General features: G+C 69.0%; 18 protein-coding genes and 2 tRNA genes. 9 read left to right on the plus strand and 11 right to left on the minus strand.

What is annotated here, in order from left to right; translation table 11 throughout:
• Positions 1 to 73 precede the first annotated feature (73 nt).
• Both ACLJPY_RS08415 and ACLJPY_RS08420 read right to left on the minus strand, forming a co-directional pair.
• Positions 74 to 146, minus strand: a tRNA-Ala gene (locus tag ACLJPY_RS08415).
• A gap of 32 nt (positions 147 to 178) precedes the next feature.
• Positions 179 to 346 carry a DLW-39 family protein gene (locus ACLJPY_RS08420; RefSeq protein WP_003100602.1) on the minus strand — a complete coding sequence of 56 codons (168 nt, stop codon included), beginning with the start codon at positions 344 to 346 and terminating at the stop codon, positions 179 to 181.
• Between the two features lie 433 nt (positions 347 to 779).
• Here ACLJPY_RS08420 and ACLJPY_RS08425 point away from each other — a divergent pair, with 433 nt between their 5' ends.
• The 3 genes from ACLJPY_RS08425 (at position 780) to ACLJPY_RS08435 (ending at position 3,742) form a co-directional block, all read left to right on the plus strand.
• Complete coding sequence (locus tag ACLJPY_RS08425; RefSeq protein WP_410587443.1) at positions 780 to 1,937, plus strand: oxygenase MpaB family protein; 1,158 nt, start codon at positions 780 to 782, stop codon at positions 1,935 to 1,937.
• A 70-nt stretch (positions 1,938 to 2,007) separates the two neighbouring features.
• Positions 2,008 to 2,811 carry an SDR family oxidoreductase gene (locus ACLJPY_RS08430; RefSeq protein WP_410587444.1) on the plus strand — a complete coding sequence of 268 codons (804 nt, stop codon included), beginning with the start codon at positions 2,008 to 2,010 and terminating at the stop codon, positions 2,809 to 2,811.
• 58 nt (positions 2,812 to 2,869) lie between these two features.
• Positions 2,870 to 3,742, plus strand: coding sequence for a helix-turn-helix domain-containing protein (locus tag ACLJPY_RS08435; protein WP_410587445.1), 873 nt, complete (start codon positions 2,870 to 2,872; stop codon positions 3,740 to 3,742).
• Between the two features lie 71 nt (positions 3,743 to 3,813).
• On the opposite strand, the gene ACLJPY_RS08440 is transcribed toward ACLJPY_RS08435, so the two are convergent.
• From ACLJPY_RS08440 to dnaA, 9 genes are all read right to left on the minus strand, one after another.
• Positions 3,814 to 3,887, minus strand: a tRNA-Ile gene (locus ACLJPY_RS08440).
• Between the two features lie 49 nt (positions 3,888 to 3,936).
• Positions 3,937 to 4,581, minus strand: coding sequence for a DUF3566 domain-containing protein (locus ACLJPY_RS08445; protein WP_410587446.1), 645 nt, complete (start codon positions 4,579 to 4,581; stop codon positions 3,937 to 3,939).
• 51 nt (positions 4,582 to 4,632) lie between these two features.
• Positions 4,633 to 7,209: a DNA gyrase subunit A gene (gene gyrA / locus ACLJPY_RS08450; protein ID WP_410587447.1), complete on the minus strand. Its 2,577-nt coding sequence runs from the start codon at positions 7,207 to 7,209 to the stop codon at positions 4,633 to 4,635.
• Positions 7,210 to 7,262: 53 nt separating this feature from the next.
• On the minus strand, positions 7,263 to 9,230 hold the full coding sequence (gene gyrB, locus ACLJPY_RS08455) for a DNA topoisomerase (ATP-hydrolyzing) subunit B (protein ID WP_410587448.1): 1,968 nt from the start codon (positions 9,228 to 9,230) through the stop codon (positions 7,263 to 7,265).
• A 197-nt stretch (positions 9,231 to 9,427) separates the two neighbouring features.
• The gene (locus ACLJPY_RS08460) at positions 9,428 to 9,916 is read right to left on the minus strand and encodes a DciA family protein (protein ID WP_410587626.1); all 489 of its coding nucleotides are present in this window, start codon (positions 9,914 to 9,916) and stop codon (positions 9,428 to 9,430) included.
• 223 nt (positions 9,917 to 10,139) lie between these two features.
• Positions 10,140 to 11,294, minus strand: a complete 1,155-nt coding sequence (gene recF / locus ACLJPY_RS08465) for a DNA replication/repair protein RecF (protein WP_410587449.1) — start codon at positions 11,292 to 11,294, stop codon at positions 10,140 to 10,142.
• A 25-nt stretch (positions 11,295 to 11,319) separates the two neighbouring features.
• Positions 11,320 to 12,210 carry a phosphogluconate dehydrogenase (NAD(+)-dependent, decarboxylating) gene (gene gnd / locus ACLJPY_RS08470; RefSeq protein WP_410587450.1) on the minus strand — a complete coding sequence of 297 codons (891 nt, stop codon included), beginning with the start codon at positions 12,208 to 12,210 and terminating at the stop codon, positions 11,320 to 11,322.
• 33 nt (positions 12,211 to 12,243) lie between these two features.
• Positions 12,244 to 13,377: a DNA polymerase III subunit beta gene (gene dnaN, locus ACLJPY_RS08475; protein ID WP_410587451.1), complete on the minus strand. Its 1,134-nt coding sequence runs from the start codon at positions 13,375 to 13,377 to the stop codon at positions 12,244 to 12,246.
• A gap of 857 nt (positions 13,378 to 14,234) precedes the next feature.
• On the minus strand, positions 14,235 to 15,860 hold the full coding sequence (dnaA, locus tag ACLJPY_RS08480) for a chromosomal replication initiator protein DnaA (protein WP_410587452.1): 1,626 nt from the start codon (positions 15,858 to 15,860) through the stop codon (positions 14,235 to 14,237).
• Positions 15,861 to 16,464: 604 nt separating this feature from the next.
• Between dnaA and rpmH the strand changes: the two genes are divergently transcribed.
• The 6 genes from rpmH to rsmG all read left to right on the plus strand — a co-directional run bounded on the left by rpmH (position 16,465) and on the right by rsmG (position 20,101).
• Positions 16,465 to 16,608, plus strand: coding sequence for a 50S ribosomal protein L34 (rpmH, locus tag ACLJPY_RS08485; RefSeq protein WP_091288857.1), 144 nt, complete (start codon positions 16,465 to 16,467; stop codon positions 16,606 to 16,608).
• Between the two features lie 21 nt (positions 16,609 to 16,629).
• Complete coding sequence (gene rnpA / locus ACLJPY_RS08490; RefSeq protein ID WP_410587453.1) at positions 16,630 to 17,094, plus strand: ribonuclease P protein component; 465 nt, start codon at positions 16,630 to 16,632, stop codon at positions 17,092 to 17,094.
• 5 nt (positions 17,095 to 17,099) lie between these two features.
• The gene (gene yidD, locus ACLJPY_RS08495) at positions 17,100 to 17,417 is read left to right on the plus strand and encodes a membrane protein insertion efficiency factor YidD (protein ID WP_410587454.1); all 318 of its coding nucleotides are present in this window, start codon (positions 17,100 to 17,102) and stop codon (positions 17,415 to 17,417) included.
• Positions 17,418 to 17,422: 5 nt separating this feature from the next.
• Positions 17,423 to 18,574 carry a membrane protein insertase YidC gene (yidC, locus tag ACLJPY_RS08500; protein ID WP_410587455.1) on the plus strand — a complete coding sequence of 384 codons (1,152 nt, stop codon included), beginning with the start codon at positions 17,423 to 17,425 and terminating at the stop codon, positions 18,572 to 18,574.
• 29 nt (positions 18,575 to 18,603) lie between these two features.
• Positions 18,604 to 19,161 (plus strand): protein jag, encoded by a 558-nt coding sequence (locus tag ACLJPY_RS08505; RefSeq protein ID WP_410587456.1) that lies wholly within the window; start codon positions 18,604 to 18,606, stop codon positions 19,159 to 19,161.
• Between the two features lie 256 nt (positions 19,162 to 19,417).
• Positions 19,418 to 20,101 carry a 16S rRNA (guanine(527)-N(7))-methyltransferase RsmG gene (gene rsmG / locus ACLJPY_RS08510; RefSeq protein ID WP_410587457.1) on the plus strand — a complete coding sequence of 228 codons (684 nt, stop codon included), beginning with the start codon at positions 19,418 to 19,420 and terminating at the stop codon, positions 20,099 to 20,101.
• Positions 20,102 to 20,107 lie beyond the last annotated feature (6 nt).

Here is a 20,107-nt window from a genome sequence, read left to right on the forward strand (position 1 = left end):
ACACCGGTCTGACACGGACCTGACTCGGCAAAAACGGCCCGCACCCTGCGCGGGTGCGGGCCGTTCGGCGTTGTGGAGCTGAGGGGAATCGAACCCCTGACCCCCGCCTTGCAAAGGCGGTGCTCTACCAATTGAGCTACAGCCCCGGACGCGGGCGGTGGTGCCGCCCGCGTGGAAATCAGTTGTGGGAAGCGCCCGCCGGCTTGGCCGGGGTGGTGCCGTTGGTGGAGGGCACCGGCGCGGTCGCCTCGCGCCAGAGGTCGGCTTCGGCCTTGGCCGCCTTGTTGCGCTTGACGACGAACAGGACGCCGCCCGCGATGACGGCGAGTGCCAGCAGCTTCTTCACCGAAGCCCCCTTCTCAGCTTGCTTCCCTTACTCCGCGATGTTACTGCACCGCCGGGACGCGGGTGGCGGGTGCTCGTGGTTCCACGTGGAACCACCGGTAACGCACGTCACAGCCACGGGGAAATACCGCACCGGGTCGTCCTGTTGTACTGAGTGGTCGGTTCGCCCACCGTGTCCCCCGGGCCTCAACCACCGCCTTCGCGGAATACCGTTCGGCTGGAGCCGCGATGAGCCACCTCGCCGAGAGGCGACCGTGCGGCGCGCCGACCGTAACTGCTCAGCCCTGCCGGCCTTCTCTTCCCGGCAGGGCTGACCTGTATCGGGCGTTCGTCACGCGCTGTGCCCGAGGAGATCATCCCGTAGTGGCGCTGACGTGCACGAACAGCGCTAGCGCGGAGTTCGCGCTCCGGCTGAGGCTGAGCGTGTGTCAGAAATGCAGCAGACGCAGTCCGCGATCGAAGCGCTGAAGTACCAGGGTGACCCACTCGCCGACGCCGTCATCGCCGATCTGGTGTCGAGCGGAACGACCCGCGCGGTCAACGAGGTGCTGGCCCGGTTCCGGGAAAACGACCAGGACATTCCCGATGACCTGCCCGAGCCCGTGCGCCGCTACCTCATCGAGACCGACGCCCCACCGGCCTGGGCGGACCTCGACCGGATCGCCGACGCGTACGAGTTCTTCGTGGACGACGGCGTGCACGTGGCCTCAGTCCTGTCGTTCGGCGCGATGGTCAACTGCTACGCCCAGCCACGGCCGTCCCGAGTGCTTTCGCTCACGCACCGGCTCAACCAGCCCCACCGCCGCCTGTCGGAAACGGCGCAGTTCGTGATGCACTTGATGGGCCGCAACCCGTTCGGCTCCGGCGGCAGTTTCGTGCCCACGATCCAGAAAACCCGGCTGATCCACGCGGCCGTCCGGTATTTCATCACCCGCTCCGGCGAATGGGACGAGGCCGCGGACGGCGTGCCGTTGTGCCAGCAGGACATGCTGGGCGCGTTGCTGATCTTTTCGGTCCAGGTGATCGACGGAATGCGCCGGATCGGCATTTCGGTGACCGACCGCGAAGCCGAGGACTACTACTACGTCTGGCGAGTGACGGGTGCCCTGCTCGGCATCCCGGCCGAGGCCATGCCCGAGACGCTCGGCGAGGCCCAGGCGCTCAACGCGCGGCTGGTGGAGGCGAGTTACGGCCCGTCCGCCGAGGGGATCGAGCTCACCCGCAACCTGCTGCGCCTGTACGAGGACCTGGTCCCGGGCAAGGCGTTCGACGGCGTGGTGGCGGCAATGGTCCGCCAGGTGGTGACCCCGCAGGTCGCCGACTGGCTGGAGGTACCGCGTTCCCGCGGCTGGACCCGCGCGGTGGACGCCGGCGTTCGCGCGATGCGCCTGCTCGAGCGCTCGGAGGACCGGAGCCGCCTGGCCACCGCGGTCCTCGACAAGGCAGGCAGCCTCTTGCTGGGCGGCAGCGTCCGAACGCTGACGAACGGCCAGCCGACCGCGTTGACCATTCCCTCGGACCTGCGGGAGAAATGGCTCGCCGGCGGGGTCTGCCCGGTGGCTCCGCCGCCCGCCGCGCGAAACGGCAGTTGAAGGGAGGCTCTGACAGTACCTGTTCCACCAGGATCTCCCCGACGTCCGGGACGCCTGCCAGCCTGAACAAATGGCGGAAAACCAGTTCACAACTCACACGGACCTTTTCGACCTGAGCGGGAAACACGCACTCGTCACGGGCGGCACCAGCGGAATCGGGATGATGATGGCGCGCGGCCTTCTGCAGGCAGGCGCGCGCGTCGTCATCAGCTCACGCAATGCGGAAAAATGCGCGGAGGCACAGCGGCTGCTTTCCGAATTCGGCGACGTCCGAGCCGTTCCCGCCGACCTGTCCAGGCAGGACGAGTGTCAGCGCCTCGCTGATCTCGTCATGGCCCATTCCGAGCGCCTGGACATCCTGATCAACAACGCGGGAGCGATGTGGCGCGAGCCGTTGGAGACGTTCCCGGACGAGGCGTGGGACACCGTGCTCGACCTCAACCTCAAGGCGCCGTTCTGGCTGGTGCAGACGCTGCTCCCCGCCCTTCGCAAGGCGGCGACCGCCGATGCTCCCGCGCGGATCATCAACGTCGGCAGCATCGCCGCCATCCACGTCGCCGAGTCGCCCAACTACTCGTACGCCAGCAGTAAGGCCGGACTCCACCAGCTCACCCGGGTCCTGGCCAGGGAGCTGGGGCCCCAGCACGTCACGGTGAACGCGGTGGCGCCCGGGCCGTTCCCGTCGCAGATGATGGCGTCCACGCTCGACACCATCGGCGACACGATCGCGGCAAAGGCCCCGCTGCGCCGCCTCGGCCGCGACGACGACATGGCGGGAGTCGCCGTGTTCCTCGCCAGCCAGGCCGCTTCCTACGTCACGGGCACGATCATCCCGGTCGACGGCGGCATCGCCACGACGGCAACGGGTACCTAGCCGCCGGGGGTAGTCGCAGTACCTCCCTCCGCGCGCGGACCGGGCCTACGGTGACGAGGTGGCCACGATCGACCTGCGCACCGAGATCAAGGAGTTCCTGAGCTCCCGTCGCGCACGGATCACACCCGGACGAGCCGGACTGCCCGCCTACGGCGGCAACCGCCGGGTCAAAGGCCTGCGCCGCGAAGAGGTAGCGCTCCTGGCCGGCGTCTCGGTCGACTACTACGTGCGCATGGAGCGCGGCAGCCTCGCCGGCACGTCCGACGGAGTGCTCGACGCGCTCGCCGCGGCCTTGCAACTCGACGAGGCCGAGCGCGACCACCTGTTCCAGCTGGCGAGGCAGTCCCGGGCGCCGAGCGGCCCACACCGCCGGCGCCCGGCCGCGACGGTGCGCCCGGCCCTCCAGCAGGTGCTCGACGCGATCACCGATGCGCCGGCCTGGCTGTGCAACGGCCGTTACGACGTCCTGGCCACGAACCAGCTGGCCCGCGCGCTGTACGCACCGGTCCTGGCCGACCCCCACCGACCGGCGAACACCGCCCGGTTCGTGTACCTGGACGCAGAAGCGGCAGAAGCATTTTTCGTGGACTACGCCCGAATAGCCGGCGACGTGGCCGCAAAACTGCGTATGGAAGCCGTCCGCAACCCGCACGACGAGGAACTGATCGCCCTGGTCGGCGAATTGTCGACCCGCAGCGAACTGTTCAGGCAGCGGTGGGCCTCCCAGGACGTCCGGCTCCACCGATCCGGCCGCAAGCGCCTGCACCACCCGGTAGTGGGCCGCCTCGACCTGGACGTCGAGTCACTGGAGCTACCCGCCGAACCCGGCCTGCTGCTGAACATCTACACGGCACCCGCCGGCACACCAACCGCGGACGGCCTGGCCCTGTTGGCTTCGTGGGCGGCCAGTCAGGAAAAGCTGATGCGGTGACGTCACTGGATTTGTCACTCAGGTGACGCAAAAGCCCGGCTCGCGAGACGCGAACCGGGCTTTGACCTGCGTGGGCCTACCAGGACTTGAACCTGGGACCTCTTCGTTATCAGCGAAGCGCTCTAACCGCCTGAGCTATAGGCCCTCGAACGAGGAGAACTTTACAGGACCCCCGAAGGGGCCCTGCAACCGGGTCACTCTCGTTCGGACAGGGTGACCTCCAGGCCGCCGGCCAGGTCGGCCGAGACGTTGTAGATGAACGCGCTCACCGTGGCCAGGGCCGAGACCAGGACGATGTTGATCGCGCCCAGGATCGCCGCGATGCCGAACACGCGGCCCGCGCTGATCAGGGGTTCGGACGACGCGTTCGCGCCCTCGCCGCCGACCAGGGACGAGTACGTTCCGTTCAGCTTGTCCCAGACGCCCATGCCGTCGAGGACCGTGTACAGGACGCCGACCGCCACGAGCCAGACGAAGAACATCGCCACGCCCAGGACCAGGGACAACTTGAGGACCGACCACGGGTCGAACCGCTTGACCTGCAGCGATGCCCGGCGCGGGCCGCGGCCCGGGCGGCGCAGGGCGCTCGGGCGAGCGCGCTGCGTCGACGCCGGGGGCACTGCCTCGCCGCTCGGTGGGGTGTCGCCGCTTCCGCCGAACAGGCGGGGGGCGGCGCTGCCCGTCACCACCGGACGTTCGGCGGCGGCGGCGGGCTGCACCTCCTCCGTGGCCAGCTTGACCGTCGCTTCGGTGTCGCCTTCCTTGTCGACCCGCTGCCAGGGCGGGCTCGCCGGCGTTCCGTTCGACCCCGCTGCCTCGGGGTTCTCGGTCGGTGTCACGAAGAGTCAGTCCTTACCCGTGCCGTGGGGCGCTGTCCGTAGTTGCTGAGGTCACTGCGCCGTCGTGTCGTCGGTCGCTTCCGGCGCTTCCGGAGTCTCGCCGGGGGCGACGTCCGGAGCATCACCGTCGGCGACGTCCGGGGCGTCACCATTGGCGACGTCCGAGGGCTCGTCCGCGTTGCGTGCGACCGCGAGAAGAGTGGTGCCTTCGCCGAGATTCATCAGCCGGACCCCCTTCGTCTGCCGCCCTGCCTTGCGCACGTCGCCCGCCGGTGTGCGGATCACGCCGCCGCTCGAGGTGATCGCGTACAGCTCGTCCTCGGCGTCGACGATGAGTGCACCCACCAGCCTGCCACGTTTGCGGTCGTGCTGAATGGTGAGCACGCCCTTGCCGCCGCGGCCCTGGACCGGGTAGTCCTCGATCGCCGTGCGCTTGGCGTACCCGCCGTCGGTGGCCACCAGCAGGAACTTGCCCTCCTTGACCACGCTGATGCCGAGCAGCTCGTCGCCGTCGTTGAAGCGCATGCCCATCACGCCGGACGTCGGGCGGCCCATCGGCCGGAGTGCCTCGTCCGTCGCGTGGAAGCGGATCGACTGGCCTTCCGCCGACACCAGGAGCAGGTCGTCCTCGGCCGCCGCCAGCACCGCGCCGACCAGCTCGTCGCCTTCACGCAGGTTGATCGCGATCAGGCCGCCGGAGCGGTTGGAGTCGAAGTCGGTGAGCTTGGTCTTCTTCACCAGGCCGCGCTTGGTGGCGAGCACCAGGTACGGCGCGACCTCGTAGTTCTTGATCTCGATGACCTGGGCGATCTGCTCGTCCGGCTGGAACGCCATCAGGTTCGCCACGTGCTGGCCGCGCGCGTTGCGGTTCGCCTCGGGCAGCTCGTACGCCTTGGTCCGGTAGACGCGGCCCTTGTTCGTGAAGAACAGGATCCAGTCGTGCGTCGAGCAGACGAAGAAGTGCTGGACGATGTCGTCCTGCTTCAGCGTCGCGCCCTGCACGCCCTTGCCACCGCGCTTCTGCGAGCGGTACAGGTCGGTTTTCGTCCGCTTGGCGTACCCCGTGCGGGTGATGGTGACGACGACGTCCTCGACCGCGATGAGTTCCTCGTCGGTCACGTCGCCGCTGAAGCCGATGATCTTCGTGCGCCGGTCGTCGCCGTACTTGTCGACGATCGCCATCAGCTCGTCGCGGATCAGCGCGCGCTGCCGCTCCGGCTTCTCGAGGATGTCCTTCAGGTCGGCGATCTCGAGCTCGATCTCGGCCAGCTGGTCGATGATCCGCTGACGCTCCAGGGCGGCGAGCCGGCGCAGCTGCATGTCGAGGATCGCGGTGGCCTGGATCTCGTCGACGTCCAGCAGCTCCATCAGGGCCGGCCGGGCTTCGTCCGCCGAGGGCGACCGCCGGATCAAGGCGATGACCTCGTCGAGCATGTCGAGCGCCTTCACGTACCCACGCAGGATGTGGGCCCGCTCTTCGGCTTTCTTCAGGCGGAACTTGGTCCGCCGGACGATGACCTCGACCTGGTGCTTCACGTAGTGGCGGATGATTTGGTCGAGCCGCAGCGTGCGCGGCACGCCGTCGACCAGCGCCAGCATGTTGACGCCGAAGTTCTGCTGCAGCTGGGTGTGCTTGAACAGGTTGTTCAGCACGACCTTCGCGACCGCGTCCCGCTTGATCGTGACGACGATCCGCATGCCCGAGCGGCTGTTGGACTCGTCCGCGATGTCCGCGATGCCGGTGAGCTTGCCGTCACGGACCAGGTTCGCAATGTTCTCGACCAGGTTGTCCGGGTTGACCTGGTACGGCAGCTCGGACACGACCAGGATCGTGCGGCCCTTCGCGTCCTCCTCGACCTCGACGACCGCGCGCATCCGGACCGAGCCGCGGCCGGTGCGGTAGGCGTCCTCGATGCCGGACGTGCCGAGGATCATCGCCTTGGTCGGGAAGTCCGGGCCCTTGATCCGCACCAGCAGCGCGGCCAGCAACTCGTCGTCGGTGGCCTCCGGGTTCTCCAGCGCCCAGACGACGCCCTCGGAGACCTCGCGCAGGTTGTGCGGCGGGATGTTCGTCGCCATCCCGACCGCGATCCCGGAACCGCCGTTGACCAGCAGGTTCGGAAACCGCGACGGCAGGACGTCGGGCTCCTGCGTGCGGCCGTCGTAGTTGTCCGAGAAGTCGACGGTGTCTTCTTCGATGTCGGCCAGCATCTGCATGGCCAGCGGCGCGAGCCGGGACTCGGTGTACCGCATGGCGGCCGCGGGGTCGTTGCCCGGCGAGCCGAAGTTGCCCTGGCCGTCGATCAGCGGGTACCGCATCGACCACGGCTGGGCCAGCCGCACCAGCGCGTCGTAGATCGCCGAGTCACCGTGCGGGTGGTAGTTGCCCATGACGTCGCCGACGACGCGCGAGCACTTGTTGTACCCGCGGTCCGGCCGGAAGCCGGAGTCGAACATCGAGTACAGGACCCGCCGGTGCACCGGCTTGAGCCCGTCCCGGACGTCCGGCAGCGCGCGCGACACGATGACGCTCATCGCGTAGTCGATGTAGGAGCGCTGCATCTCCTGCTGGATGTCGACCGGCTCGATCCGGTCGTGGTCCGGAGCCGGCGGCAAGGTTTCCGTCATGAGGTCCTTCTCGGGTGCAGGGGCCTAGCGGGGGCGAAGAACGAGGGAGACGCCTAGACGTCGAGGAAGCGGACGTCCTTGGCGTTGCGCGTGATGAACGAGCGGCGGGCCTCGACGTCCTCGCCCATCAGGACCGAGAACAGCTCGTCGGCCTGGGCGGCGTCGTCGAGGGTGACCTGGCCCAGCAGCCGGTTGGCCGGGTCCATCGTCGTCTCCCACAGCTCTTCGGCGTTCATCTCGCCGAGACCCTTGTAGCGCTGGATCGCGTCGTCCTTCGGGAGCTTCTTGCCGGCCTCGACCCCCGCCTGGATGACGGCGTCGCGCTCGCGGTCGGAGTACGCGTACTCCGGCTCGGACCGCGGCCACTTGATCTTGTACAGCGGCGGCCGCGACAGGAAGACGTGGCCGTGCTCGATCAGCGGCGTCATGAACCGGAACAGCAGGGTGAGCAGCAGCGTGGTGATGTGCTGGCCGTCGACGTCGGCGTCGGCCATCAGCACGATCTTGTGGTAGCGCAGCTTCGAGAGGTCGAACTCGTCGTGGATGCCGGTGCCCAGCGCGGTGATCAGCGACTGGACCTCGGTGTTCTTGAGGACGCGGTCGATGCGGGCCTTCTCGACGTTGATGATCTTGCCGCGGATCGGCAGGATCGCCTGGTACATCGAGTCCCGGCCCTCCTTGGCCGAGCCGCCCGCCGAGTCACCCTCGACGATGTAGAGCTCGCACTCCGACGGGTTGGTCGAGCGGCAGTCCTTCAGCTTGCCGGGCAGACCGCCGATCTCCAGCGCGCCCTTGCGGCGGACCAGGTCACGCGCCTTGCGCGCGGCCATCCGGGCCTGGGCCGAGGAGATCGACTTGTTGATGATCGTCTTCGCCTCGGTCGGGTTGCGCTCGAACCAGTCGGCCAGCCACTCGTTCGACGTCTGCTGCACGAACGTCTTGGCCTCGCTGTTGCCCAGCTTGGTCTTGGTCTGGCCCTCGAACTGCGGCTCGGACAGCTTGATCGAGACGATCGCGGCGAGGCCCTCGCGCACGTCGTCGCCGGTCAGGTTGGCGTCCTTCTCCTTGAGCAGCTTCTTGTCGCGCGCGTACGAGTTGACGACCCGGGTCAGCGCGGCCCGGAAGCCCTCTTCGTGGGTGCCGCCCTCGTGCGTGTTGATCGTGTTGGCGAAGGTGTACACCGACGGCGTGAACCCGGTGTTCCACTGCATCGCGACCTCGACCTCGAGACCGGTGCCCTTGGCGTCGAAGGAGATCACGCTGGGGTGGATCGGGTCCTTGCTGCCGTTGATGTGCTTGACGAAGTCTTCGAGCCCGCCCGGGTAGCAGTAGGTCTTCTCCTTGACCCGCGCCACCTTGCCCTCGGCGTCCGCTTCGGTCTCTTCGTCGGCGACGCGCTCGTCACGCAGGGACAGCGTCAGTCCCTTGTTGAGGAACGCCATCTCCTGCAGCCGGCGCGAGATGGTCTCGAAGTTGTACGTCGTGGTCTCGAAGATGTCGCCGTCGGCCCAGAAGGTGATCGTGGTGCCGGTCTCCGACGCCGGGCCGAGGTCCTCGAGCGGGCCCGGCACCTGGTCGGTGTACTCCTGGCGCCAGCTGCGGCCGCCGTACTTGACTTCGGCGAGCAGCTTCTTCGACAGCGCGTTCACCACGGAGACGCCGACGCCGTGCAGGCCGCCGGACACCGCGTAGGAGTCGCTGTCGAACTTGCCGCCCGCGTGGAGCACGGTGAGCACGACCTCGAGGGTCGGCTTCTGCTCCTTGGGGTGCATGTCGACGGGGATGCCGCGGCCGTCGTCGACGACCCGGACCCCGCCGTCGGCGAGGAGGGTAACCTCGACCTTGGTGGCGTACCCGGCCATCGCCTCGTCGACGGAGTTGTCGACGACCTCCTGGACGAGGTGGTGCAGGCCGCGTTCACCGGTGGAACCGATGTACATGCCGGGGCGCTTGCGGACCGCTTCGAGGCCTTCGAGCACCGTGATCGATGACGCGTTGTACTCGTGCTGGTTCTCGGTCACAGGCGTTGTTTCTCCTCGTCTCGCCCGAGCGGACGCTCGCTCCCCTCCAGTGTACTTGGCCGCGTCCGCTGACATGCGGCAAGGACACCCCTGAATGCGTCACAGACGCACGAAATCGGTTCGAGCCGAGTCTTGACGTAGCTCGGGAGGTCTGGGTGCGTTCTCGGCGCATTCAACCGAGCATCGCGCAACCCGGTTCAGCCGTACGTGTCACGCGGGCCGCGGCCGGGCACGTGGCGGGGGCCTTTCCGCCAGCTCGGGGCGGTCGGGCCCTGGATCCGCATCCGCTTGACGACGCCGTTGCCGACCCCCGCCGCGATCTTGGCCAGCAGCTTTCCCTGCAGCAACCGGAGCTGGGTGGCCCACGCCGTCGAGCTGGCGCGCACGGTGAGCTCGCCGTCCTTCAGCGCGACCGGCTGCGCGTGTTCGGCGACGTCTTCGCCGACCAGCCGCGCCCACTGCGCGAAGACGCGGGCGCTGGTGACGCTCTCGTTCCAGCCGCGGTCCCGCATCAGCCGGGAGACGAGCTGCCCGAGCGGCTGCGGGTCGCGCGCGTCGGCTCCCGGTCCCGACCAGCGGCGACGCCGGGGGTTCTGTCCCCCGCCGACCGCGGGACGACGTCGTCCGGGCGGGACGCCTCGCTCCTTCGCCTTGGCCTTGGCGGCCTCGAGGGCGGCGTGCGCCAGGTCGCGCCCGGTCGGCGGAGCCTCGTTCGGCCCAGCGTCGCCATTACGTTCGGTGTCCGCCGACGGTTGGGCTCGGTTTTTGGGCGCTTTGTGCCACCCATCCGGCCGCAGGGTCACGGGCAGCGATAACTCATTCACCGTGTTATCCACACTGTCCACAGGTTTGTCCCCAGATCGGGTGCGGTTTGTGGCACCCGTCACCCGGGGTGTCCGGTCGCTCTGCTCAGCCACGCGTGATCTCACCGTCCGCCACCACGAACCGGCGGCCGGCCAGCTCTTCGGGCACGTCTTCCTCCACCGCGGCAGTCACCAGCACCTGTTCGGCGCTCGCGGCCACCTCGGCCAGCCGGGCCCGGCGCTTGCGGTCGAGCTCGGCGAACACGTCGTCGAGCAGCAGCACCGGCTCGCCCGCCTCCCCGCGCAGCAGCTCGTAGCTGCCGAGCCGGAGGGCCAGCGCGAACGACCACGACTCGCCGTGGCTCGCGTACCCCTTGGCCGGCGCCTCGCCCAGGATCAGCTCCAGCTCGTCCCGGTGCGGGCCGACGAGGCTGATCCCGCGCTCGAGCTCCGCCTTGCGGGCTTCACCCAGCGCCTTCAGCAGGACGTCCTTGAGGACGTCCGGTTGCGCCCGCTCACCATCCGGTACGCCGTACGTTTCCGGCAGGGCCGCACCCAGCGACGACCGGTAGGCGATCTTCGCCTGCCGTGAGTCGGGCGCGACCCCCATGTACGCCGCAGCCGCGTACGGCGCGAGGTCGGCGACGAGGTTCAAGCGCGCGGCCAGCAGCTCCGCACCCGTCACCGCCAGGTGGTCGTCCCAGACCTCGAGCGTCGACAGCGCGTACGGGTCTTCGCGGCCCGTACGCCGCTTCCCGGCCGTCTTGAGCAGGGCGTTCCGTTGCTTCAGCACCTTCTCGTAGTCGGCCCGGACCCCCGCGTACCGCGGCGCGCGCAGCACCAGGAGCTCGTCGAGGAACCGTCTTCGCTCACCCGGGTCACCCCGCACGAGGGCGAGGTCCTCCGGGGAGAACAGCACCGTGCGCAGGATCCCGAGCACGTCACGCGGCCGGCCGACCGCACCGCGGTTGACCCGGGCGCGGTTCGCCCGGCCGGCGGTGATCTCGAGCTCGACGGTCAGCTCGCGGTCGTCGTTGACCACCGCGACCCGCACCAGCGCGCGCTCGCAACCGTGCCGGATCAGCGGCGCGTCCGTCGCGACGCGGTGCGAGCCCAGCGTCGCGACGTACCCGATCGCCTCCAGCAGGTTGGTCTTGCCGCGGCCGTTCTGGCCGACCAGCACGGCCGGCCCCGGTTCGAGGGCGAGATCGGCCTGTGGCCAGGAGCGGAAGTCGGTGACCTGCAGGTGTCGCAGATGCACTGTGTCTACTTTCGGGGGCCGGCCCTTACCCGCCGACCTTCTTCACGGCGTGCCCGCCGAACTGGTTGCGCAGCGCCGCGACCGCGCGCATGGCGGCCGAGTGCTCCTGCCGCGAGGCGAACCGCGCGAACAGCGCGGCCGAGATGACCGGCGCCGGCACCGCGTTGTTGATCGCCTCTTCCAGCGTCCAGCGGCCTTCGCCGGAGTCCTCGACGTAGCCCTCGAGGTCGTCCAGCTCCGGGTCCTCGTCGAGCGCGCGCACCAGCAGGTCGAGCAGCCAGGAGCGGACGACCGTGCCGCGCTGCCAGCCCTTGATCACCGCGGGGACGTCCTTGACGACCTTCGCCGCCTCGAGCAGCTCGAAGCCTTCGGCGAAGGCCTGCATCATGCCGTACTCGATGCCGTTGTGGATCATCTTCGCGTAGTGGCCGGCGCCGACGTCACCCGCGTGCGAGAAGCCTTCCTCGCGGGGGCCTTCCGGACGCAGCGCGTCGAAGATCGGCATCGCCTTCTCGACGTCGGCGGCCGCGCCGCCCACCATCAGGCCGTAGCCGTTGTCCTTGCCCCACACGCCACCGGACACACCGCAGTCGACGTAGCCGATGCTCTTCGCCGCGAGCAGATCGGCGTTCAGCTTGTCGTCGGTGTACTTCGAGTTGCCACCGTCGATCACCATGTCGCCGCCGGCGAGCAGGTTGCTCAGCTCGGTCACGGTCTGCCGGGTCGGCTCGCCGGCCGGGACCATGATCCAGACGATCCGCGGCGCGTCCAGTTTGGACACCAGGTCTTCGAGCGACGTCGTGTCGCTGACGTCCGGGTTGCGGTCGTAGCCGACCACCTCGTGACCGGCCGCGCGCAGCCGTTCACGCATGTTGAAGCCCATCTTGCCCAGGCCGATCAGACCGAGCTGAACCATCGAGATCCCCTTACGTGCTAACGAAGTTGAGACTCAGCCCGGCAGGCGGACCGGCATCAGGAGGTAGAGGTAGCCGGGGACGACGTTGCCCTCGGCGTCGGCGGGCTTGATGAGCGCGGGCCGGTTCGGCGTGGTGAACGTGAGCTCCGCGCGGTCGCTGTGCAGAGCGCCCAGGCCGTCGACGAGGTAACCCGGGTTGAACGCGATCGTCACCGGCTCACCTTCGTACTCGACCTGCAGCTCCTCTTCGGCGCTGCCCTCGTCGTCGCCACCCGCGGACAACCGCAGCGTGTTGTCCCCGAATTCCAGTCGTACCTGAGTCCCCCGCTCGGCCACCAGCGAAACGCGCTTGATGGACTCGGTGAGCGCGGACACGTCGATCACCGCACGCGAGGTGTGCGACGCGGGCAGCAGCTGCCGGTACGGCGGGAATTCCGCGTCGAGCAGGCGGGTCGTCGTGTAGCGCCCGGAGCCGGACAGGCCGAGCAGGCCTTCGCCGCTGGCGAGGGCGAGGCGGATCGTGGCGCCGCTCGCGCCGAGCGTCTTGGCCGCTTCGGCGAGCGTGCGCGCCGGGACGAGCACGGCCGCGTCGGCCAGCCCCTCGGCCGGCTGCCAGGTGAACTCGCGCATGGCGAGCCGGAACCGGTCGGTCGCGACCAGGGTCAGCGAGCTGCCGGAGATCTCGAGCCGCATGCCGGTGAGCATCGGCAGCGTGTCGTCCTTGCCCGCGGCGACGACGACCTGGGTGACGGCCTGGCCGAACGCGTCGCCGGCGAGCTCGCCCGCGAAGGCGGGCTGGGACGGCAGCTGCGGGTAGTCCTCGACCGGCATGGTCGGCAGGGAGAACCGCGCGGTGCCGCACGTGATGGTGGCGCGCGCGCCGTCGACGGAGATCTCGACCGGCTGCGCGGGCAGCGCCTTGGTGATGTCGGCGAGCAGGCGCCCGGACACGAGGAGGCGGCCGCCGTCGGCGATCGTCGCGGGGACCCCGACCGTGGCGGAGACCTCGTAGTCGAAGCCGGAGACCGTCAGCGCGTCGGTTTCGCCGTCCGAACCGGCGTCGAGGAGGACACCGCCCAGCACCGGCACGGGGGGCCGGGAGGGGAGGCTTCTGGCCACCCACGCGACGGCGTCGGCGAGCCCGTCACGCTCGACGCGGATCTTCATGCGCGCATCCTTTCGACGATCGAGCCCCGTGCGGGCTCGGGCCAGGCCTCGTTCTCGCGGGGCAGTGACCGGCTGCCCCCTCCGGCCGGTCCGCCCTCCGCGTGAGCGGCCGGAGCGCGGACCAGGTGCAGGCGTCCACGTTAGGCCGTCGCGGGCGCTGCCGTCACCTCGGCCTCCCCTTGCCTTTGTCGACATGACGACTCGATCTCGCGGCTGTCCCCAACTTCGTCCGCCGCCTGTTTTTATCTTTTTCTCTCTTAGAAGAGATCTAAAGGCAGTAGCAGTAGTAGGTGTTGTGGATTGTGTGGATCGAGCTCGTTCGCGCAGGTCGGACGGCTCGCGGGCGTGTGGGTAACCGTGGTGGTGAACCTGTGGGTGGATCGGGCGATCGGTGGATGGTTTCGGCCGTCCCCGGATCCATCCACAGTCGGCCCCGGTTGTCCCCATGGTTGTCCCCAGGTGTGCGGCGATTTGTACCCAGGGTCTGGGGGTGCCGGACGGGGTCCGAACCCCTCTTCCGAGTGACCGGCCGCCCCTGTGCACAGCATGTGGGCAACCTGTGGAATCAGCGTGGACAAGGGTGTGGTTCCCTGTGGACCGGCTGTGGGCGGGGTGTGGAGCAAATCCGGGTCGTCGCTGGTGGGAGATCCGTTGGCACTGTGGGCAATCCGCCCACACCATGGGGAAACTTCCTTGTGTACAAACAATTTTCGCGACTTTGGCGAAGCACGCGTACGCGCCTTCGCTGCTTCGCGGGCGTACGCGTGCTTCGCGGTGTCCAAAGCGGTGTCCAAAGACGACGAAGGGGCGTCCACATTGAGTGGACGCCCCGAAGTCGTTGGGAGATAAGGGATGTGCTACTGGCGGGCGCGCTGCTTGATGCGCGAGGTCAGCTCCTGCACCTGGTCGTAGATGCGCCGGCGCTCGGCCATCTCCTTGCGGATCTTCTTGTCCGCGTGCATGACGGTCGTGTGGTCGCGGCCGCCGAACGTCTGCCCGATCTTCGGCAGCGACATGTCGGTCAGCTCGCGGCAGAGGTACATCGCGATCTGGCGGGCCGTGGCGAGCGCCTTCGTCTTGCCGGGGCCGCACAGGTCGTCGAGCGTGACGTCGAAGAACTCGGACGTGACGCCCATGATGGTCGGCGCGGTGATCTCCGGCGCGTGCGAGTCCGGGATCAGGTCGCGCAGCACGATCTCGGCGAGCGCGCTGTCGACCGGCTGCTGGTTCAGCGACGCGAACGCCGTGACGCGGATCAGTGCGCCTTCGAGTTCCCGGATGTTCGCTTCGACGCGCGAAGCGATGAACTCGAGGACCTCGCCCGGCACCGCCAGCCTGTCCTGCGCCGCCTTCTTGCGGAGGATCGCGATGCGCGTCTCGAGCTCGGGCGGCTGGATGTCGGTGATCAGGCCCCACTCGAACCGCGTGCGCAGCCGGTCCTCCAGCGTTTCGAGGCGCTTCGGCGGGCGGTCGGAGCTGACGACGATCTGCTTGTTCGCGTTGTGGAGGGTGTTGAAGGTGTGGAAGAACTCTTCCTGCGTGCCTTCCTTGCCCTCCAGGAACTGGATGTCGTCGACGAGCAGGATGTCGATGTCGCGGTAGCGCCGCTGGAAGGCGACCTTGCGGTCGTCGCGCAGCGAGTTGATGAAGTCGTTCGTGAACTCTTCGGTCGAGACGTACCGGACGCGCATGCCCGGGAAGAGCCGTTGCGCGTAGTGACCGACCGCGTGCAGCAGGTGCGTCTTGCCGAGCCCGGACTCACCCCAGATGAAGAGCGGGTTGTACGCGCGGGCGGGGGCTTCGGCGACGGCGACCGCGGCCGCGTGCGCGAAGCGGTTGGACGCGCCGATGACGAACGTGTCGAAGGTGTACTTCTCGTTCAGCTTCGTCTTCGACGTCTGCGGCTGCGCCGGTGCGGTGTACGGCTGGCCGGCGATCGGCTGGCCGGAGAAGGTCGGCCAGATCTCGTGGACCGCGGCGAGCGCTTCGCCCTCTTCGTCGACTTCCTCGTCGGTGTCGTCGCCGTCGTCCGGCTTCGGGGCGGCGGCCTGGTGCGACGGCATCGGCATCGGCGGCATCGGCTGCGCGGGTTCGGGCCGCGGGGGCGGCATCATCGGCGCGCCGTTGGCCGGCATCGGCGGAGCGGGTTCGGGGCTCGCGCCGTTTTCCACCCGGCCGGGTGACGGAACGTAGCGGGGCGCGGGCGCCGGGACGACGGCTTCGGCGCTGTCGACCTTCACCGCGAGCGAGATGGCCCGGCCGAGCCGGCGGGAAAGCGCGTCGGTGATCGCGCCGCGAAGCCCGCGCTCGATGGCTTCCTTCGCGAAGTCGCTGGGCGCGGCGAGCAGCGCCGTGCCGTCGAGCAGGCCGATCGGACGGGTCACGCGCATCCAGGCGCGCTGCTGTGGAGAGAGGGTCCCGTCGGACAGTTCGCGTACCACCTGTTCCCAGATGACACCCAGATTGTGCTGGTGATCCGACACCTGTCTGGCTCCCCTCCCCTCGTCGGCGTGGACGGCCGAGCCGGCCCCGGGAACACCCGGTCACTCCACCCGGCGATCACAGGAGACCTGTCCGCGCACCGGCACAGCGAATATCCACATAGTTGTCCACAGCTGTGCACTAATGTACGGCGGCCCGCGGGGTCGCCACCTGCGGGCTCGTCGTACGCCGGTGGGCACTCCACCACCCGGATACTCGTGCACCTGAACCGGTGACCCGAGAGAGGCACGCTAACAAGCCCCGCTCGCGGCCACAAGGCATCCTGGGCGCCAGCATTTCACGGTGCACGGCGGGTGGCCATTCGGTGCCGCGGCGTCGAACTCCGCGGGAGCACCGGCCGGTCGCGTACCGTGGCCGAGGGGGTGCTTACCGGCCGCCCGACGGGGGTGCGTACCCTCGTAAGGTCTCCCGTATGCGACGGGTGCGTTTCGCGTGCCCACGTATGTCGTCGCTCGTCGTGACGAGGCCACACGTTGGTAGGAGACACCAGAGACTGCCGTGCGCCCGCACGACACGCCAGGCGGAGGGAACCTTTCCTCCCCGGGCGGGTAAGGGCAGACGACACAGCGACACACAGGAGAAGCAGTGAGCAAGGGTAAGCGCACCTTCCAGCCGAACAACCGCCGCCGGGCGAAGACCCACGGGTTCCGCCTGCGCATGCGGACCCGCGCCGGCCGGGCCATCCTGGCGGCCCGCCGTCGCAAGGGCCGCGAAGCGCTGTCCGCCTGATCGCGCCGATCGAGGCGCGCCGTGCTGCCGGCTGCCGCCCGTCTGCGGCGGAGTGAGGATTTCCGCGTGGTTCTCCGTCGCGGGTCCCGAGCAGGCAGGCGCCGCCTCGTCGTCCACGCGCTGACCACGGACCCGTCCGAGGCCGCCGACACTGCGCAGTCCAGCACTGTGCAGTCCACCACCGTGTCGGCGGCCAGGGCGGGTTTTGTGGTGAGCAAGGCCGTCGGCAATTCGGTGGTCCGCCACCGCGTCAGCCGCCGGTTGCGTCACCTCGTTTCGGCCAGGCTCGGAACACTGCCCGCCGGCACTGCGTTGGTCGTACGGGCATTGCCGCCGTCGTCGACCGCTTCCAGCGCCGAGCTCGGGTCCGATCTCGACGCCGCGTTGCGTCGGCTGGGGCTTCTGTCGTCGCGCCGTCCGGCCGGGGATGTCCCCCGCCAGACGCGTCCCGCGGACGCGGCCCCCGACAACGGATCAGCGGTGTGACCGGCATGCGAGCCACCCCCGAGCACGACCACGACGTAGCGCCCGAGCCGCCGAGGCCCGGCCCCGTCGCCTGGGTCCTCCTGCTCCCCATCAAGCTCTACCGCAAGGCGATCTCGCCTTTCCTCCCGCCGGCTTGCCGGTTCTACCCGAGCTGCAGCGCGTACGCAGTCGAAGCCCTCACCCGGCACGGTGCCGGCCGGGGCTCCTACCTCGCGCTGCGCCGGCTGCTGCGCTGCGGCCCGTGGACACCGCCCGGCCGCGACCCCGTGCCCGAGCAGTTCTCGTGGCGCCACCGACGACCTGAAACACCGATCGAGGAGTAGCAGCAGTGCTCGATTTCATCTACTACCCCGTGTCCTTCATCCTCTGGTGTTGGCACAAGGTCTTCGGGCTCGTCTTCGGTGAATCCGCGGCGATCTCCTGGATCCTCGGCATCATCTTCCTGACGTTCACCGTCCGCGGCATCATGTTCAAGCCGTTCGTGAACCAGGTCCGGTCGATGAAGAAGATGCAGGACTTCGCGCCGGAGATGAAGAAGCTCCAGAAGAAGTACGCGAACGACCGGCAGCGCCAGGCCGCGGAGATGCAGAAGCTCCAGAAGGAGCACGGCGTCAACCCGCTCGGCAGCTGCCTGCCGATGCTGCTGCAGATCCCGGTCTTCATCGGCCTGAACCACGTCCTGCGCGCGTTCACCATGCCGCCGCCCGGTGGTGGCCCGAAGACCGAGAACTACTTCTTCACCCAGCACGACGTCCAGTCCTACGTCAACGCGAAGCTGTTCGGCGTCAACCTCGGCGAGGCCGTCTACAACGGTGTCGGTGTCGTCAGCGGCGGGGCCACGAACGTCGGCTTCCACTGGAGCGTGCTCCCGGTCGCGCTGCCCCTGATGATCGTCGCGTCGATCGCCACGCACCTGACCGCGCGGCACTCGGTGGCCCGGCAGAACGCCGCGTCGGCCACCCCGCAGACCGCGATCATGAACAAGCTGACGATGTACATCTTCCCGCTCGGTGTCCTCGTCTTCGGTGCGCTGTTCCCGCTCGGCCTCCTCTTCTACTGGCTGGCGAACAACGGCTGGACCCTGATGCAGCAGCGCCTCGTCTACACGAAGATCGACAAGGAAGAGGCGGCCCGCAAGGCGGAGGCCGCGGAGAAGCGCGCCACGCTCGGCCCGAAGCCGGGGCAGAAGCCGACCGCCCCGAAGGTCGGCCAGAAGCCGGTTCAGCAGAAGAAGAACCAGCCCGCTCAGACCGGCGCGGCGAAGAAGGTGACGAAGGCGGGCTCGGCCCACGGCTTCGCCCAGACGACGACCCCGAACGCGTCCGGTGCTACCGCCGCCGCTTCCGCGTCCGCCGCTTCCGCTGACGGTGACCAGACCCCGGCCGACACGAACGGCCAGAACGGTTCGAAGGACAACGGCACCGGCGTGCCGGGCCTTCTCAAAGACTCGACCAGGAAGTCGGGCCGGAAGCGCCGCTGAGCGCGACCGGTTCGGAGAGGAGACGAATGATGTCGGAGACGATCGACACGATCGACGCCGATCAGGACGACGTGACCCCGGAGCCGGCCGCCGAGGCGGGCGAGCAGAAGGCGGGCGGTGGCGACGACATCCTCGTGCAGGAGGGTGACATCGCCGGCGACTACCTCGAGCGTCTGCTCGACCTGCTCGACTACGACGGCGACATCGACCTGGACGTCGAAGCGGGCCGCGCGATCGTGAGCATCGACGGCGGCGAGGACCTCGAGAAGCTCGTGGGTCCGCGCGGCACGGTGCTCGAGGCCCTGCAGGAGCTGACCCGGCTGGCGGTCCAGCAGGAGACGGGCTCCCGCAGCCGCCTGATGCTGGACATCGCGGGCTGGCGCGCGGACCGCCGCGAGGAGCTCAAGGAGCTCGGCCGCTCGACGGCGGAGTCGGTCCTCAAGAGCAGCGAGCGCGTGCGGCTGCAGCCGATGAGCCCGTTCGAGCGCAAGGTGGTCCACGACGCGGTGGCGACCGTCTCGGGTGTCACGAGCGAGAGCGAAGGCGAAGACCCGAAGCGCCGCGTGGTGATCTTCCCGGAGTCCTGAGACCCGGTTGCTTCGAGAGCGGCCCCACCCGGCTGGTTCGGGTGGGGCCGCTTCTTTGTGTCTGGCGTGAGGCGGGACGGGGGAACGCGGCGGAACGAATTACACGCTTGATGTTTCACGTGGAACCGGTCATGGCGGCCGCCGCGCGAGTGGAGTTGTCCACATCTTCGGACTGTCGGCTCGTCTTCTCCGGTTCATCGGGGACAATCGAGCGAGCGCGGTTTCACGTGAAACCGGCGGACGAGGAGTAGACGGAGTGAGCTTGGAGCAAGCCGCGGAGACGGTGCGGGCCGCGGCGGAGCGGGTGTTCGGTGCGCGCGTCGACCAAGCCGCAGGGTACGTCGAACTCCTGGAGCGCCACGGCGTGGAGCGCGGGCTGATCGGCCCCCGCGAAGTCGAGCGGCTGTGGGAGCGGCACGTGCTCAACTCGGCGGTGATCGGCGAGCAGATGTCCGAAGGGGCCCGGGTCGTCGACGTCGGGTCGGGCGCCGGGCTTCCGGGTGTACCGCTGGCGATCGCGCGACCGGACCTCGATATCGTCTTGCTCGAACCGATGGCCCGCCGGGTGGACTGGCTGGCCGAGGTGGCCGACAAGCTGGAACTCCCGATCACCGTCGTCCGTGGACGCGCGGAGGAGCGGCCTGTGCGTGAGCAGCTCGGTGGCGCCGACATCGTCACCGCTCGCGCGGTCGCCCCGCTCGCTCGTCTCGCGGACTGGTGCCTGCCGCTGGTCCGTCCCGATGGCTTCCTGGTCGCCCTCAAGGGCGCCAGCGCGGCGGACGAGATCGACCGGGACGGTGCTGCCATCCGCAAGGCCGGCGGGGCCGATCCGCTGATCGTCGAGTGCGGTGCGGCGGTCCTCGAGGTGCCCAGCACGGTCGTGAAGATCCGTCGCCTACCGACGGCCGGCAAGCCGAAGGCGCGGAGCAGGAAGCGTTAACGGGCC

It is taken from the genome of Amycolatopsis sp. lyj-23 (genome assembly GCF_046549135.1).
GTDB lineage: Bacteria > Actinomycetota > Actinomycetes > Mycobacteriales > Pseudonocardiaceae > Amycolatopsis.

What these genes read in the sequence shown, in the direction of transcription:
- yidD (WP_410587454.1), top strand. Translation starts at nt 17,100, where the DNA reads ATGCGAGCCACCCCCGAGCACGACCACGACGTAGCGCCCGAGCCGCCG.
- gyrA (WP_410587447.1), bottom strand. Translation starts at nt 7,209, where the DNA reads ATGACGGAAACCTTGCCGCCGGCTCCGGACCACGACCGGATCGAGCCG.
- ACLJPY_RS08425 (WP_410587443.1), top strand. Translation starts at nt 780, where the DNA reads ATGCAGCAGACGCAGTCCGCGATCGAAGCGCTGAAGTACCAGGGTGAC.
- gnd (WP_410587450.1), bottom strand. Translation starts at nt 12,210, where the DNA reads ATGGTTCAGCTCGGTCTGATCGGCCTGGGCAAGATGGGCTTCAACATG.
- ACLJPY_RS08430 (WP_410587444.1), top strand. Translation starts at nt 2,008, where the DNA reads ATGGCGGAAAACCAGTTCACAACTCACACGGACCTTTTCGACCTGAGC.
- dnaN (WP_410587451.1), bottom strand. Translation starts at nt 13,377, where the DNA reads ATGAAGATCCGCGTCGAGCGTGACGGGCTCGCCGACGCCGTCGCGTGG.
- ACLJPY_RS08505 (WP_410587456.1), top strand. Translation starts at nt 18,604, where the DNA reads ATGTCGGAGACGATCGACACGATCGACGCCGATCAGGACGACGTGACC.